14 protein-coding genes and 1 pseudogene are annotated in these 14,537 nt (G+C 69.2%); 9 read left to right on the top strand and 6 right to left on the bottom strand.

The window, feature by feature from the left end; genetic code table 11:
* The first annotated feature begins 114 nt into the window (after positions 1-114).
* From BBK82_RS01960 to BBK82_RS01950, 4 genes and pseudogenes are all read left to right on the top strand, one after another.
* Positions 115-642, top strand: coding sequence for a sigma-70 family RNA polymerase sigma factor (locus tag BBK82_RS01960; protein ID WP_065913438.1), 528 nt, complete (start codon positions 115-117; stop codon positions 640-642).
* A 4-nt stretch (positions 643-646) separates the two neighbouring features.
* Positions 647-1,093 (top strand): zf-HC2 domain-containing protein, encoded by a 447-nt coding sequence (locus tag BBK82_RS01955; protein ID WP_083267737.1) that lies wholly within the window; start codon positions 647-649, stop codon positions 1,091-1,093.
* A 223-nt stretch (positions 1,094-1,316) separates the two neighbouring features.
* Positions 1,317-1,514: pseudogene (locus BBK82_RS56570) on the top strand (ATP-binding protein); the annotation flags it as partial.
* Between the two features lie 116 nt (positions 1,515-1,630).
* On the top strand, positions 1,631-3,844 hold the full coding sequence (locus tag BBK82_RS01950; protein WP_065913436.1) for a helix-turn-helix domain-containing protein: 2,214 nt from the start codon (positions 1,631-1,633) through the stop codon (positions 3,842-3,844).
* A gap of 85 nt (positions 3,845-3,929) precedes the next feature.
* On the opposite strand, the gene eda is transcribed toward BBK82_RS01950, so the two are convergent.
* Together eda and edd are read right to left on the bottom strand one after the other, a co-directional pair.
* Positions 3,930-4,577 carry a bifunctional 4-hydroxy-2-oxoglutarate aldolase/2-dehydro-3-deoxy-phosphogluconate aldolase gene (gene eda / locus BBK82_RS01945; protein WP_237048004.1) on the bottom strand — a complete coding sequence of 216 codons (648 nt, stop codon included), beginning with the start codon at positions 4,575-4,577 and terminating at the stop codon, positions 3,930-3,932.
* Between the two features lie 534 nt (positions 4,578-5,111).
* On the bottom strand, positions 5,112-6,968 hold the full coding sequence (gene edd, locus BBK82_RS01940) for a phosphogluconate dehydratase (protein ID WP_065913435.1): 1,857 nt from the start codon (positions 6,966-6,968) through the stop codon (positions 5,112-5,114).
* A gap of 227 nt (positions 6,969-7,195) precedes the next feature.
* Here edd and BBK82_RS01935 point away from each other — a divergent pair, with 227 nt between their 5' ends.
* From BBK82_RS01935 to BBK82_RS01920, 4 genes are all read left to right on the top strand, one after another.
* A complete protein-coding gene (locus tag BBK82_RS01935) occupies positions 7,196-7,486 on the top strand; it encodes a hypothetical protein (RefSeq protein ID WP_065913434.1) in 291 nt (96 codons plus the stop codon).
* Positions 7,487-7,571: 85 nt separating this feature from the next.
* Positions 7,572-8,336, top strand: a complete 765-nt coding sequence (locus BBK82_RS01930; RefSeq protein WP_065913433.1) for a hypothetical protein — start codon at positions 7,572-7,574, stop codon at positions 8,334-8,336.
* A 9-nt stretch (positions 8,337-8,345) separates the two neighbouring features.
* Complete coding sequence (locus BBK82_RS01925) at positions 8,346-10,214, top strand: fumarate reductase/succinate dehydrogenase flavoprotein subunit (protein WP_065920759.1); 1,869 nt, start codon at positions 8,346-8,348, stop codon at positions 10,212-10,214.
* Positions 10,211-10,960 carry a succinate dehydrogenase/fumarate reductase iron-sulfur subunit gene (locus tag BBK82_RS01920; protein WP_065913432.1) on the top strand — a complete coding sequence of 250 codons (750 nt, stop codon included), beginning with the start codon at positions 10,211-10,213 and terminating at the stop codon, positions 10,958-10,960. The genes BBK82_RS01925 and BBK82_RS01920 overlap by 4 nt, the downstream gene beginning before the upstream one ends.
* Here the strand turns inward: BBK82_RS01920 and BBK82_RS01915 are convergent.
* Complete coding sequence (locus BBK82_RS01915; RefSeq protein ID WP_065920758.1) at positions 10,947-11,612, bottom strand: response regulator; 666 nt, start codon at positions 11,610-11,612, stop codon at positions 10,947-10,949. The two genes, BBK82_RS01920 and BBK82_RS01915, sit on opposite strands and share 14 nt — an antisense overlap.
* Before the next feature lie 17 nt (positions 11,613-11,629).
* Positions 11,630-12,508, bottom strand: coding sequence for a sensor histidine kinase (locus tag BBK82_RS01910; RefSeq protein ID WP_065913431.1), 879 nt, complete (start codon positions 12,506-12,508; stop codon positions 11,630-11,632).
* A gap of 95 nt (positions 12,509-12,603) precedes the next feature.
* Here BBK82_RS01910 and BBK82_RS01905 point away from each other — a divergent pair, with 95 nt between their 5' ends.
* Positions 12,604-12,942 carry a hypothetical protein gene (locus BBK82_RS01905; protein ID WP_065913430.1) on the top strand — a complete coding sequence of 113 codons (339 nt, stop codon included), beginning with the start codon at positions 12,604-12,606 and terminating at the stop codon, positions 12,940-12,942.
* Positions 12,943-13,003: 61 nt separating this feature from the next.
* Here BBK82_RS01905 and BBK82_RS01900 read toward each other — a convergent pair whose 3' ends face one another.
* On the bottom strand, positions 13,004-13,876 hold the full coding sequence (locus BBK82_RS01900; RefSeq protein ID WP_065913429.1) for an amino acid ABC transporter permease: 873 nt from the start codon (positions 13,874-13,876) through the stop codon (positions 13,004-13,006).
* Entirely contained in the window at positions 13,873-14,520 is a 648-nt protein-coding gene (locus BBK82_RS01895; RefSeq protein WP_065913428.1) for an amino acid ABC transporter permease, read from the bottom strand. Before BBK82_RS01895 ends, BBK82_RS01900 begins: the two co-directional genes overlap by 4 nt.
* Positions 14,521-14,537: the final 17 nt, after the last annotated feature.

The raw sequence follows: 14,537 nt of genomic DNA, 5'->3' as shown, positions 1-14,537 counted from the left end.
AGCTTTTCGTGTTCGCGGGGTAGTATCGGCGGGATTCCACGCTCGGCCACCGAGTCGCTAGGACTGCCGCCCGAAGCGAAGCCGTCGCCGATATCTGGGGAGGTCGTACGCTTCATGGCTGATCAGGGCAAGGTCGCACACGCCCGTCAGGACGAAGAATTGCTCACGCTGCTGTACGGGCAGTTCCAGCGAACGTTGTTCTCGCAGGTCCTGTGCCTGACCAACTACGACCGCCAGTGGACGGAAGACGTAGTTCAGGAGACATTGATCAGGGCGTGGCAGAACTCGGCTCATCTTGTTCGTGAACCCGGCATGTTGCGCGGCTGGCTTTGTACTGTGGCTCGTCGCATTGTGATCGACGGATGGCGCAGCCGGCAGGCGCGCCCGCAGGAAGTCGAATTGTTGCGTCCGGACATCGCCGAATCCCCGGACGACACCGAACAGACACTTTCCGTCATGGTCATCACCGACGTAGTACGCCAATTGAGTGATGAACACCGCTCGGCTATTTACGAAACCTATGTCATGGGGCGGACGGTGAAGGAGGCCGCGATCGTTCTGGGGGTGCCGGAGGGAACCGTCAAGTCCCGGCTGTACAAGGCGATGCACACGATCCGCCGGGCGTTGCAGGACAGGAGCTAGCGCGATGGTGACACGTCAACCAGGACACGGGCCCGCGCAGTTCGGGCACGTGACGGACGTGGAGGACACCGAAGACGCGGAAGACCGCACGGGCGAAGGTCCGTGCGGTGACGTCGCGGCGTACGTGCTGGGAGTGCTCGACCCGGCGCAGCGGGAGGTCTTCGCCCGGCACCTAGCCGGGTGCGAGGGCTGCCAGGGCGACGCGGCCGACTTCGGTGTGTTCACGCCCGTGCTGAGGCAGTCCGTCAGCTCGCTCGGTCCACCGAGGCCCTGCGGCGTCACGCGCAGCATCATGCTGGTGGTGGCCGGCATCGTGGTGGCCGTGGCCGCGGTTCTCTCGGTGGTCGAGTCGCTCGCGGCGCACCCCAGCGACCCGGTCGAGCTCGACAGCCTGCTCAGGGCGGAGGGCGTCTCCGTCAGCACGCCGTTCGTCCTTTTCCGGCACGTGTGAGCGGGTGAGCACGCAGGCCAGGCGGAGCCACCCGCGCACCAGCCTGGCGAAGATCATCGCTGCTCCCCGGCTCGCTGTCCCGAGTCGTGGACAGTTCCGTCCACCGTTACCTGTGGGTAAGTTTGCCCGACGGCGAAGCGCAGGTCTCTACGGTCCGCACCGAAGGAACACCGAACCCTTCGAGCCGCGGTCCTCTCGGTACCGAAGGCAGGGGTAAGCAGAGGTGACATCTCCACTGCTCGGTCGCGACGCGGAGCTCGCGACGCTCGGACGTCTGCTGGACGACGCGCTCGAAGGCGTCGCGTCCTGCGTGGTCGTCGCCGGCGGGTTCGGGATCGGCAAAACCGCGCTGCTCGACGCGTTCAGCGCGGAGGCCCGTCGCCGCGGGTTCACCGTCCGCCTCGCCCAGAGCTCCCGCCTGGAGAGCCACCTGCCCGGCGCCGTCGTGCGGCAGCTCGCCCGTGCCTGGCGAACGAACGCGACCTCGAAGAGCTCTACTCCCGTGCAGCGAGCTCCGCTCGCCAGGGCCCGATCCTCATGGTCATCGACGACGTGCACGTCGCGGACACGTTCTCCAAGCGCGCACTCGCCTACCTGCGGCCACGGCTGCAGGGCCTGCCGGTCGTCATCGCACTCGGCGCGTCGCCCGGCTACCTGGCGACGGACGAGGTCACGCTCCCCGAGATCGCCGGTGCCCACCCGCGGCGCATCGACCTCGACGGCCTCGACGTCGCGACCATCGCGCAGCTCACCGACCGCGACCCCGGCCGTTGCCACGAGCTCACCGGCGGCAACCCCTACCTGCTGCAAGCCCTGCTGCGCGAGGAAGGCGAGGGTTCGGCCGCGGTCGGTGAGATGATCGGCATGCGGCTGCGCGAGTACAGCGGTGCCGCCGAGGTCGCCCGTTCCGCCGCCGTGCTGGACGCCGACGCCGGTCTCGACCTGCTGTCCGCGCTCACCGGGTTCGACGCGTTGCCCGCCGTCGACACGCTCGTCCGCCTCGGCGTGCTCGCCGACACCGACCCGCTGACGTTCCGGCATCCGTTCGTGCGCAACAGCATCCTCGCCGACATGCCGGTCGCCGTCCGTTCCGCCGCGCACGCCCGCGCCGCCAAGCTGTTGTTCGAGTCCGACGCCCCTGGCGAGCGCGTCGCCGAGCACGTGCTCAAGGCCAGGTCCGTCCGCTTGCCCTGGGCCGTCGGCCTGCTGCGTGAGGTCGGCGGCGTCGAACACCTGGAACGGGCTCTCGAAGAGCACCTGTCCGAAGAGGACCGGCTGTCGATCGAGGTCGAGCTCGGACACGCGGAACACTTGCGGGACAACAAGCTCGGCCGCGACCGCGTGCGCGACGCGTTGATGCGGTGCGAGGACCCGCAGCTCGCCGCGAACGTCGCGCTGTCGTTGATCCAGCGCATGTGCACCGGCTCGGACGCCCACTTCGCCGTCTCGCTCGCGATCATGGTCATCGCCCGGCTGCTGCCGGAGGACCGCGACCTGGTCTGGAACCTCGTCTGCACCACCTACCTGCTGGCGGCCAACCGCGACGCGCGGATGGCGAACTGTGCCGGCAAGTACTTCGACGACCTCGTCGGCGAGCTGCCGCAGAACCCCGACCTGCAACGCGCGCGGTCGGCGTTGCTCGCCGTCGGCAACGCCCGCAGCGGTGACTCCTCCGCCGACGCCGTCGGGCACGCGCTGGAGGCGTTGGAGGGCGGCTGGGTCGACGTCTTCGGCGAGTCGCACCTGTTCACGTTCCTGGTGCCGGTGCTCGGCGACGACCCCGAGCACAGCAACAGGCTCTGGCTCACCCACAGCACCGCGCCGGTCGCACACGACCCGCACCTGCGCCGCGGCATGCTCAGCATGATCGCCCGAGCCTGCGCCTTCCACAACAACGGTGACCTCGCGCGTGCCTACACGTTCCTGACGCCGCCGGTCTCGACCGGCAACCTGGACTGCCCCTCGGTCCTGCTGGCCACCGCGAAGCTCGCCGAGGTGTGCATCGAGATGGGACAGTTCGACGAGGCCGCCCCGCTGGTCACCGCGGACGGCGAACTGTTGCAGCACATCAACGTCGTCTACGCGCGCGGCCGGCTCAAGCTCGCGTCGTGCCACGCGGAGGGCGCGCTGGAGGACCTGCTGGAAGCCGGCCGGCGCCTGGCCTCGCGGGAGATGCCGAACCCGGCGCTGATGCCGTGGCGCCACCACGCCGTGCGCGCGTACCTGGCGCTGGGCAACCGCGACGACGCCGCCCGGCTCGCGCACGAGGAGCTCGACCTGGCCAAGCGGTGGGGGTCGCCGCGGGTGGTCGGCACGGCGTTGATGAGCGTCGGCATCAGCACCGACGACGTCGACGTCCTGGTCGACGCGGAACAGGTCCTCACCGCGACACCGCACCGGTTGCTGCACGCCCAGTCGCTGTACTGGCTCGGGCACCACCTGCGCCGCAAGGGCCGCACCGACGCCGCGGCCCCGCACCTGCGCCGGGCGTTCGAGCTGGCGCGGCAGCTCAGCGCGCACCCGCTGGCCAAGCTCGCCGGTGACGAGGTGCACGGCGAGGACGAGCAGGTGCAGGGCCTGACCAAGCAGGAGAACCGGGTCGCGCGGATGGCGGCGCAGGGGCTGACGAACAGGCAGATCGCCGAGACCCTGCACCTGACCCGCCGCACGGTCGAGCTGCACCTGTCGAGTGCTTACCGCAAGCTCGCCATCACCGGACGAGCCGAGCTCGTCGCCGCCTTGTGGTCCTGATCGTTGCTGTGCGGGTGGAGGTGGCGGGCGCGGCGCCGTTTCGCCTTGGACGCCGTGCCCGCGGACTTCTGTGCCTGACGCCGGGTCAGCCGAGCTGGCTGGCCTCACGGGCGAGCGTCTCGATGCGGTCCCAGTCACCGGCCTGCAGTGCGTCCTTGGGGGCGAGCCAGGAGCCGCCGACGCAGCCGACGTTGGGCAGCTTGAGGTAGTTCGGCGCCGTCTGCGGGGTGATGCCGCCGGTCGGGCAGAAGCGCACGTGGGGGATCGGCCCGCCGATCGACTTCAGGTAGTCGACGCCACCCGCCGCCTCGGCCGGGAAGAACTTGAGCGCGCTCAGCCCGCGCTCGGCCAGCCGCATCACCTCGGACACGGTCGCGGCACCCGGCAGGTACGGCAGCCCGGTCGCGTCGGCGGCGTCGAGCACCCGCTCGGTCGTGCCGGGCGTGACGAGGAACGCCGCCCCCGCCTTGGCCGCCTGCTCGGCGTGCTCGGGCGCGGTGACGGTGCCCGCGCCGATCACGATGTCCGGCACCTCGCGGGCGACGTTCTCGATCGCGGCGAGCGCGGCCGGGGTGCGCAGCGTGAGCTCGATGACGCGAACGCCACCGCGCAGCAGCGCCTGGGCGAGCGGCACGGCGTGGTCGGCGTCGTCGACCACGACGACGGGGATGACGGGCGACAGCGCGAGCAGGTCCGCCCCGGTGGTCGCCCTCGAAATGTCACCGCTGGTCACTGGTGCTCTCCTTGATCGAAAACCGATATATCGCGGTCGGCCGCGCTGCCGCACTGATGTCGACCCTCTCACCGCCGCCTGGCTGCTCGCCCACTGACCCTCCTGCTGTTGCGCTGCTCGTCCCGCCTGTCGGGATGCAAAAGACGTTTGCGGTCGCCCGCAAAAGACTCGTTGCAAAGGCTGGTGAGCTGGGGCGGTCGGGTCCGGGACGAGCTGGCGGGCAGGTCGTCGCTTCGGTGGGCTGGCGGGGCGGCGAGGTGAGCTGGCCTTGGCTGGGCGAGCCCGCCTCGGGTGGGTTGGCTCTGGGCTCAGGTGAGCCGGCCTGGGTCGGCGAGCTCGCTCAGGTGGCGAGCTCGCTCAGGTGGCGAGCTCGCTCAGGTGGCGAGCTAGCTGAGAAGCCGGGCCGGCGGACGCGTCGTGGTCGAGCTTCGCCGTGCCTTAGCAATGAGACGTTTGCGGTCGTCGTCCAAAGTCTCATTGCTAAGGCGCAGGTCAGCGAGCAGGCGGCAGGGGATTTCGCGGCCGATATATTGGTCAGTGGTGCGTGACGGGGGCGAAGTGGTCGGCGGTGATCGGGCCGAACACGGTTGCCCCGCGGTCCGCCGGTCCCACGCTCCGGCGCAGTGCGGCGAACAGTTCGCGGCCCGTGCCGACCCACTCGCGGCCGGTCGGCGGGAAGTCCACGAGCGGGCGGGCGGCCAGCTCGTCGGCGGAGACCTGGACCTCGAGGGTGCCGGCGGTGGCGTCGAGCCGGACGATGTCGCCGTCGCGGACCCGGCCGAGTGGGCCGCCGACCGCGGCTTCCGGGGTCAGCTGGATCGCCGCCGGGATCTTGCCCGAGGCGCCGGACATGCGGCCGTCGGTGACCAGGGCGACCTTGAAGCCGCGGTCCATCAGCACGCCGAGCGGTGGGGTGAGCTTGTGGAGCTCGGGCATGCCGTTGGCCTGGGGGCCCTGCTGGCGGACGACGACGACCACGTCGCGGTCGAGCTCGCCTGCCTTGAAGGCCTCCTGGAACGCCTCCTGCGTGGTGAACACGCGGGCCGGGGCCTCGACGACGTGGTTCTCGGAGGCCACCGCCGAGACCTTGATGACCGAGCGGCCGAGGTTGCCCGACAGCATGCGCAGGCCTCCGTCGGCGGCGAACGGGGCCGAGGCGGGGCGCAGGACGTTCTCGTCGAGGCTGTGGCCGGGGGAGTCGAGCCACACCAGCTCGCCGTCGACCAGAGCGGGCTCCTGGCGGTAGCGGTCCAGGCCGAAGCCGGCGACGGTGTTGACGTCGCCGTGCAGCAGGCCCGCGTCGAGCAGGGTGCCGACCACGAACTGGACGCCGCCGGCGGCCTGGAAGTGGTTGATGTCGGCGCTGCCGTTGGGGTAGACCCGCGCGATCAGCGGCACGACCGAGGACAGGTCGGAGAAGTCGTCCCAGCTCAGCTCGATGCCCGCGGCGGCCGCGACGGCGACCAGGTGCATCGTGTGGTTCGTGGAGCCGCCGGTGGCCAGCAGGGCCACAACGCCGTTGACCACGGCCTTCTCGTCGACGATGTGCGCGATCGGGGTGTAGCCGTCACCGCGGGCCATCTCGACGGCGCGGCGGGCGGCGTGCTCGGTCAGGGCGCGGCGCAGGGAAGTCCCTGGCGGTACGAAGGAGGCGCCCGGCAGGTGCAGGCCCATGACCTCGACGACCATCTGGTTCGAGTTCGCGGTGCCGTAGAACGTGCAGGTGCCGGGGGAGTGGTACGAGGCGGCCTCGGCGTCGAGGAGCTCCTCGCGGGTGGCCTTGCCCTCCGCGTAGAGCTGCCGGACGCGCGCCTTCTCCTTGTTCGACAGGCCGGACGACATCGGGCCGGCGGGCACCAGGATCGACGGCAGGTGGCCGAACGACAGCGCGCCGATCAGCAGGCCCGGCACGATCTTGTCGCACACGCCCAGGAGCACCGCGGCGTCGAACATCTCGTGCGACAGCGCCACACCGGTCGACATGGCGATGACGTCGCGGCTGAACAGCGACAGCTCCATGCCCTCGCGGCCCTGGGTGATGCCGTCGCACATCGCGGGCACGCCGCCCGCGAACTGGGACACGCCACCGGCCTCGCGCACGGAGTCCTTGATCCAGGCCGGGTACTCCTGGAACGGCTGGTGGGCCGACAGCATGTCGTTGTAGGACGACACGATCGCGATGTTCGACTTGCGCAGGGCGCGCAGGGCCGCCTTGTCACCGCCGGTGATACCGGCGAAACCGTGCGCCAGGTTGCTGCACGCGAAGCCGGACCGGGACGTGCCGTCCTGCGCTGCCGCGGCCACGCGTTCGAGGTAGACGCGACGGGAGTCGGCGCTCCTGGCGGCGATCCGGCGCGTCACCTCTGTCAGAACGGGATGCAGTTGGCTCATGGGGCTCTCCGGGTCATCACGGGCCGTGGTGGGGCCCTTACGAGACGACAACGGTGGCGTCCCACGGACGGGCGTGACGCCACACACAGTAAGTCATTGCTGGTCGCCGACACAAAAACGATTCAGTAAGTGGGAGGCGGCCAGTTTTGAATCTTGGCGTGTGGTGCTTGTCACATGGCTTGAGATTGGGCAGAGTGCGGGGCACGACCTTGGAACGGAGGTGTCCCATGACGTCCACGGAGATCGTCGAACTGCGCCGGGTCATCGGTCAGATGAGGCACTGCGTCAGCTCGTTGCGCGCCAAGTACGGCGATGTGGCCGCGGTGCAGCGGCTCGCCAACGACGTAGAACGCATGGACATCGACGCCACCGAGCTCGTCGACCTGAGCACGCCGCGGCAGCGCGAAGCACCCCGAGTGGAGCGCGAGGTCGTGGTCGTGCCGGACACGCCCTACGACGAGTCGTTGTGGAAGGACGCGGACGACGAAGGACTCGGTGGCTACCGCCACCGGACCTGATCACCGGCTGATCACACGGCCCCCGCCTGACGCGGGGGCCGTGGTCGTTCCTCCACAACGGCGTGGACCCCCAGAAAGGTGAGCAATGGCGAGGGCAGAGATCGCCGCCAGGACTCTGCGCACGGACCGATGGTGGTTGCCGCCCTTGACGACATTCGTCGGGCTGCTGCTCATCTCGATCTACGCGGCGTTCCGCACGTTCCAGGGGGACTACTACTGGGTCGACCAGTACCACTACCTCACACCGATGTACTCGCCGTGTCTCACCGAGGAGTGCGTCCCCGCGGCATCGCACTTCGGCCAGTGGTTCCCGGCGCTGCCCGGCTTCCTGACCCCGCCGCTGCTGATCATCCCGTTCCTGCTGGGCTTCCGGATCACCTGCTACTACTACCGCAAGGCCTACTACCGCGCCGCCTGGGCGTCCCCGCCCGCCTGCGCCGTGGCCGAGCCGCACTCGAAGTACACCGGCGAGACCCGGTTCCCGCTGATCGCGCAGAACCTGCACCGCTACTTCTTCTACGCGGCCTCGCTCCTGCTGCTGATCAACATCTACGACGCGCTGCTCGCGTTCGGCACCGGTGTCGGCCTGGGCAACCTCATCCTGCTCGTGAACGTGGGCCTGCTCGCCGCGTACACGCTGTCGTGCCACTCGTGCCGCCACATCGCGGGCGGCCGCCTCAAGCACTTCTCCAAGCACCCGGTCCGGTACTGGACGTGGACGCAGATCTCGAAGCTCAACAACCGGCACATGCAGCTCGCGTGGGCCTCGCTGATCTTCGTCTGCCTCACCGACCTCTATGTCGCGCTGGTCGCCTCGGGAACGATCTCCGACCTCCGCTTCATCAACTAAGGAGTGGTTTTGCCCGAGCTGGAAAGGCATTCGTTCGACGTTCTCGTGATCGGCGCGGGTGGTGCCGGTCTGCGTGCCGCGATCGAGGCCCGTGAGCACGGCCTGCGCACCGCCGTTCTCTGCAAGTCGTTGTTCGGCAAGGCCCACACCGTCATGGCCGAGGGCGGGATCGCCGCCGCCATGGGCAACGCGAACGAGAGCGACAACTGGCAGGTGCACTTCCGCGACACCATGCGCGGCGGCAAGTTCCTCAACAACTGGCGCATGGCCGAGCTGCACGCACAGGAAGCGCCGCAACGGGTCTGGGAGCTGGAGACCTACGGCGCGCTGTTCGACCGCACCAAGGACGGCCGGATCTCGCAGCGCAACTTCGGTGGTCACGAGTACCCGCGCCTCGCGCACGTCGGTGACCGCACCGGCCTCGAGCTGATCCGCACGCTGCAGCAGAAGATCGTGTCGTTGCAGCAGGACGACTTCAAGGAGTTCGGCGACTACGAGGAACGCCTGCGGGTGTTCCAGGAGTTCACCGTCACCGAGCTCGCCAAGGACGGGGACCGCATCGCCGGCGCGTTCGGCTACTGGCGCGAGTCCGGCCGGTTCGTGCTCTTCGAGGCACCGGCGGTGATCCTCGCGACCGGTGGCATCGGCAAGTCGTTCAAGGTCACCTCGAACTCCTGGGAGTACACCGGCGACGGCCACGCGCTCGCGATGCGCGCCGGTGCCTCGCTGATCAACATGGAGTTCATCCAGTTCCACCCCACCGGGATGGTCTGGCCGCCGTCGGTGAAGGGCATCCTCGTCACCGAGTCCGTGCGCGGTGACGGTGGTGTGCTGCGCAACTCCGACGGCAAGCGGTTCATGTTCGACTACATCCCCGAGGTGTTCAAGGACAAGTACGCCGACAACGAGGAGGAAGCCGACCGCTGGTACACCGACCAGGCGAACAACCGGCGCCCACCGGAGCTGCTGCCGCGCGACGAGGTCGCCCGCGCGATCAACTCCGAGGTCAAGGCCGGGCGCGGGTCACCCCACGGCGGCGTCTTCCTCGACGTGTCGACGCGGCTGCCCGCCGAGGAGATCCGCCGCCGGCTGCCGTCGATGCACCACCAGTTCAAGGAGCTGGCCGACGTCGACATCACCGCGCAGCCGATGGAGGTCGGCCCGACCTGCCACTACGTGATGGGCGGCGTCGAGGTCGACCCGGACACCGGATCCTCCGCCGTGCCAGGCCTTTTCGCGGCCGGTGAGGTCTCCGGTGGCATGCACGGCTCCAACCGGCTGGGCGGCAACTCGTTGTCGGACCTGCTGGTGTTCGGGCGCAGGGCCGGCGCGGGCGCGTCGGAGTACGTGCGCTCGCTGGGCGACCGTCCCACCGTCGCCGAGGAGACCGTCACCGAAGCACGGGCCACCGCGCTCAAGCCGTTCCAGCAGGAGGGCGGCGAGAACCCGTACACGCTGCACATGGAGCTGCAGCAGTCGATGAACGACCTCGTCGGCATCATCCGGCGCGCGGGCGAGATGGAAGAGGCCTTGCAGCGCCTGGAGAAGCTCAAGGAACGGGCGCGGTCGCTCAGCGTCGAGGGCCACCAGCAGTTCAACCCGGGCTGGCACCTCGCGCTCGACCTGAGGAACATGTTGCTGGTGTCGGAGTGCGTCGCGAAGGCGGCGTTGCTGCGCACCGAGTCACGCGGCGGGCACACCCGCGACGACCACCCCTCGATGGACGCGGAGTGGCGGCGCAAGCTGCTGGTGTGCAAGGCGGACGGCGACGGTGCCTCCGTCGAGGAGAAACCGCAGATCCCGATCCGCTCCGACCTGCTCGACCTGTTCGACCGCACCGAGCTGGAGAAGTACCTCACCGCCGAGGAGCTGTCATGAGCTACCAGGGGAAGTTCCGCGTCTGGCGCGGCGACGACACCGGCGGTGGCCTGGAGGACTTCACCGTCGAGGTCAACGAGGGCGAGGTCGTCCTCGACATCATCCACCGGCTGCAGGCCACGCAGGCGCCGGACCTCGCGGTGCGGTGGAACTGCAAGGCGGGCAAGTGCGGGTCGTGCTCGGCGGAGATCAACGGCCGGCCGCGGCTGCTGTGCATGACCCGGATGTCGATCTTCCAGGAGTCGGAGACGATCACCGTCACGCCGATGCGGACGTTCCCGATCATCCGCGACCTCGTGACCGACGTGTCCTTCAACTACACCAAGGCGCGCGAGGTGCCGTCGTTCGCGCCGCCGAAGGACCTGGCGCCGGGCGAGTACCGGATGCAGCAGGTGGACGTCGAGCGCTCGCAGGAGTTCCGCAAGTGCATCGAGTGCTTCCTGTGCCAGAACACCTGCCACGTCGTGCGTGACCACGAGGAGAACAAGGAGGCGTTCGCCGGGCCGCGGTTCCTGATGCGCGTGGCCGAGCTGGAGATGCACCCGCTCGACACCGCGGACCGCGTCGACCAGGCGCAGGACGAGCACGGCCTCGGGCTCTGCAACATCACCAAGTGCTGCAGCGAGGTGTGCCCCGAGCACATCCACATCACCGACAACGCGCTCATCCCGATGAAGGAACGCGTCGCCGACCGCAAGTACGACCCGATCGTCTGGCTCGGCAACAAGCTGTTCAGGCGGTCCTAGCGACGAGCTGCGGCGTGACCAGCCCGGACTCGTAGGCCATCACCACCGCCTGCGCCCGGCTGGTCAGCCGCAGCTTCGTCATCACGCGGTTCAGGTGCGTCTTCACCGTGCCCTCGGTGACGGTCAGCCGGGAGGCGATGTCGGCGTTGGTGATGCCGGTGCCGACGAGCCGCAGCACCTCGCGCTCGCGGTCGGTCAGCTCGTCCAGACCCGGTGGGGCGCACGGTGCGGCGGCCACGTCGTCGCGCAGGTAGGCCGCCACCAGCCGGCTCATCACCGTGGGGCTGAACTGCATCTCCCCGGACGCCACGGCGGTGATCGCGGCGAGCAGCCTGGCCGGTTCGGACTCCTTGAGCACGAACCCGGCGGCACCCAGCCGCAGCGCCTCGTAGACGTACTCGTCGAGGTCGAACGTGGTCAGGACCAGCACCCGCGCCGGCGACCCGGACGCGACGATGCGTTCCAACGCCGCCATCCCGGTCATCCTGGGCATGCGGATGTCCATCAGCACCACGTCCGGCGCCGACGACTCGACCAGGCACACGGCGCTCTCGCCGTCAGCGGCCTCGCCGACGACCGTCATGCCCGGTGCGGCGTTCAACAAGGCGACCAGTCCCGCGCGGAACAGCGGCTGGTCGTCGACTACGAGCACGCGCGTCACAACGCCCCTTAACCATGTGACGTCACCGCGGTAGTTCCCCCAAGAGGCACGACCAGCTCCACCCGATAGCCCCCGTCCTGCAGGGAACCGGTCGTCAACGTGCCGTGGTAGATCCTGGCGCGTTCCCGCATCCCGATCAAGCCATGACCGGGGTCCACCGGCGCGATTGCTACCAACGGTGGTGAGTTCGTCACCGTCGTGGTCAGCCGAGTGGCCGAACGGCACACCACCACCTCGACCACGCACGGCCCGACGTGCTTCACGACGTTCGTCAACGCCTCCTGCACCACCCGGAACACCGCGAGCTGCAACCTGGACGGCAGGTCGTCGAGCTCCCCGGACAGCTCGAGCGACACCTCGGCCCCGCTGCCGTGCAACCGTGCCACCAGCGTCGCGAGGTCGGCGAGCACGGGCGCCGGAGTGTCCGGCGTGGACCGCAGCAGGGCGAGCAGCCTACGCATCTCCTGCAACGTCTCACGGCTGGTCGCACCGATCGTCGCCACGGCGGTGCGCGCCGTGGCCGGGTCGCTGTCGAACACGTAGCCGGCCAGCCCGGCCTGCATGGAGATCACCGACAGGTGATGCGCCACGACGTCGTGCAGCTCGCGGGCGATGCGCAGCCGTTCGACGGTCACGGCACGTGCGGTGCGTTCTTCCTGACGCGCGCGCAGCTCGTCCCGTGCGGCGGCGAGCTTGCGTGAGACGTCACCCAGCGCCCACGCCGCACCGGGCACGACGAGCGCCTGAGCCCACACCACGGACGCCGGCAGGTCCGGCACCACGAGACCACTGTGCAGCAGCACAACAGCGAGCAGGAGGGCGCTGAACGCCGTGATGCGCGGTGGGTGTTGCGCGGCAACGGTGTAGAACGCGAGCACGTCCGCCACCCGGCGTCACCCCGGCGGCATACCGCGAAAGTTGACGGGGGATCCACTCGTCGTGAGACGACCGAGTTCCGCTGACCTGACTACGTTCCGAAGTCATGGCCCAGCTCCTCGTCACCGCCCCGACCGCGTCGTCCGCCAACGTCTCCGGCGTGGTGAGCGCGGGCGTCACGTGGGACCGCGTCGTCCGCACGATCACCGCGGCCGGGTCCGGCGTCCACCTGCGGATCACGGCGAGCCCGGTCGACCTGGCGGTCTGGTGGTACCGGTGCGACGACCGCGGGGTCGGCGGTGTGCCCGTGCTGTTCCCCGCGGGTGACCGCACCCGCCGCCGCATCGGCGGTGGCTTCCGGGCCGGTACGCGGTTCTGCCTCGCCGTCTCCGGTCCGGCGAGCGGTCTGTGGCACGGCATCGTGGACTGGAACGTCCACTCCTGACTGGGGAACGAGAACGGGGCGCGTCCGAAGTGGACGCGCCCCGTTCCGGTTCAGCCCGGCGTCAAGCCTGGTGGTCGTTCGTGAGCACGACCATCTCGGCGTCCTTGTTCTCCAGCGCGATGACCTTCTTGTTGCGGCGGTTGCGCTTCTCCAGGTAGTTCGCGAACCACGTCAGCAACAGGCACAGTCCGATGTAGATGGCCGCGACCACGATCATGGTCGGGATCAGCGGACGGCCGAACTGCAGCTGACCACCGATCTGGCGGCCCCAGTACAGCAGCTCCTCGAAGGTGATGAGGAAGCCGAGCGCGGTGTCCTTCAACAGCACGACGAGCTGGCTGATGATGGTCGGCATCATCGCCCGCAACGCCTGCGGCAGCAGCACGAGCACCATCACCTGGGTCTTGCGCATGCCCAGCGCGTACGCGGCCTCGCTCTGGCCCTTGGGCAGCGAGTTGATGCCCGCGCGGAACACCTCGGCGAGCACCGAGCCGTTGTACAGCATGAGGCTCAGCACGACGGCGGTGAAGGCGGAGAGCTTGATGCCCGTCGCCGGCAGGCCGTAGTAGAAGAAGAACATCATGATGACCAGCGGGATCGCGCGGAACAGCTCCACGACCACGGCGGCGGGAGCGCTGACCCACCGGTGGTCGGAGAGGCGTGCCGCGGCGAAGATCGCACCGAACGTGAGCGCGAGCACCGCGCCGACCGCGAACGCGCTGAGCGTGCGGCCGAGGGCCTCGGCCAGGGAGATCTGGATCTGCTTGTACTCGATCCAGCTCCACTTGCGGCCCTCGAACTGGCCGGTGTCGATGAAGCGCCACACCACGTAGCCGACCAGTGCGGCGATCGCGGCGACACCGACGACGGCGAGCAACCGGTGGCGGACCCTGGCCCGCGGGCCGGGGACGTCGAAGAGGACGGTGCTGCTCATCGGGCCACGCTCCAGCGCTTTTCCAGAACCCGCTGCAGGAACGTCAGCGGCATCACCAGCAGGACGAAGATGCCGGCGACCCACAGCATGCCGACCAGCGTGCTCTCACCAGCCTCCGACAGCGCGTCGCGGATCGCACCCGCTTCTCTGACCGAGAAGCCCGCCGCGACGGTGGTGTTCTTCAGCAGGGCGATGAACGTGCTCACCATCGGCGGGACGACCGACCGCATCGCCTGCGGCAGCACGATGCTGCCGAGCATCTGGGTGAACGTCAGGCCGAGCGCCCGCGACGCCTCGGCCTGGCCGACCGGCACCGTGTTGATGCCCGAGCGGACGACCTCGCACACGAACGCCGACGTGTAGATCGACAGCGCCACGACGGCGGCGGTGAAGAACTCGAACTTGATGATCTCCAGGTAGGGGTACGCGAACACGAAGAACACGAACACCAGGGTCAGCGGCGTGTTGCGCACCACCGTGACGTAGAGCGTGCCCACCCCGCGGAACACGGGGACGGGGCTGACGCGCAGCATGGCCAGGAAGACACCGGCCAGCAGTGAGATCACCGCGGAGAACGCGAACAGCCGCAGCGTTTCCCCGAAGTGAGCCACGAAGAGGTCGAGATTGCGGGTGAGGACGCCCATCGATTTCCTTGCCGTCG

The sequence above is a fragment of the Lentzea guizhouensis genome (genome assembly GCF_001701025.1).
Classification (GTDB): Bacteria; Actinomycetota; Actinomycetes; order Mycobacteriales; family Pseudonocardiaceae; genus Lentzea; species Lentzea guizhouensis.
Note: the sequence above shows the minus strand (reverse complement) of the source record. Positions and strands in the feature narration are given on the sequence as shown.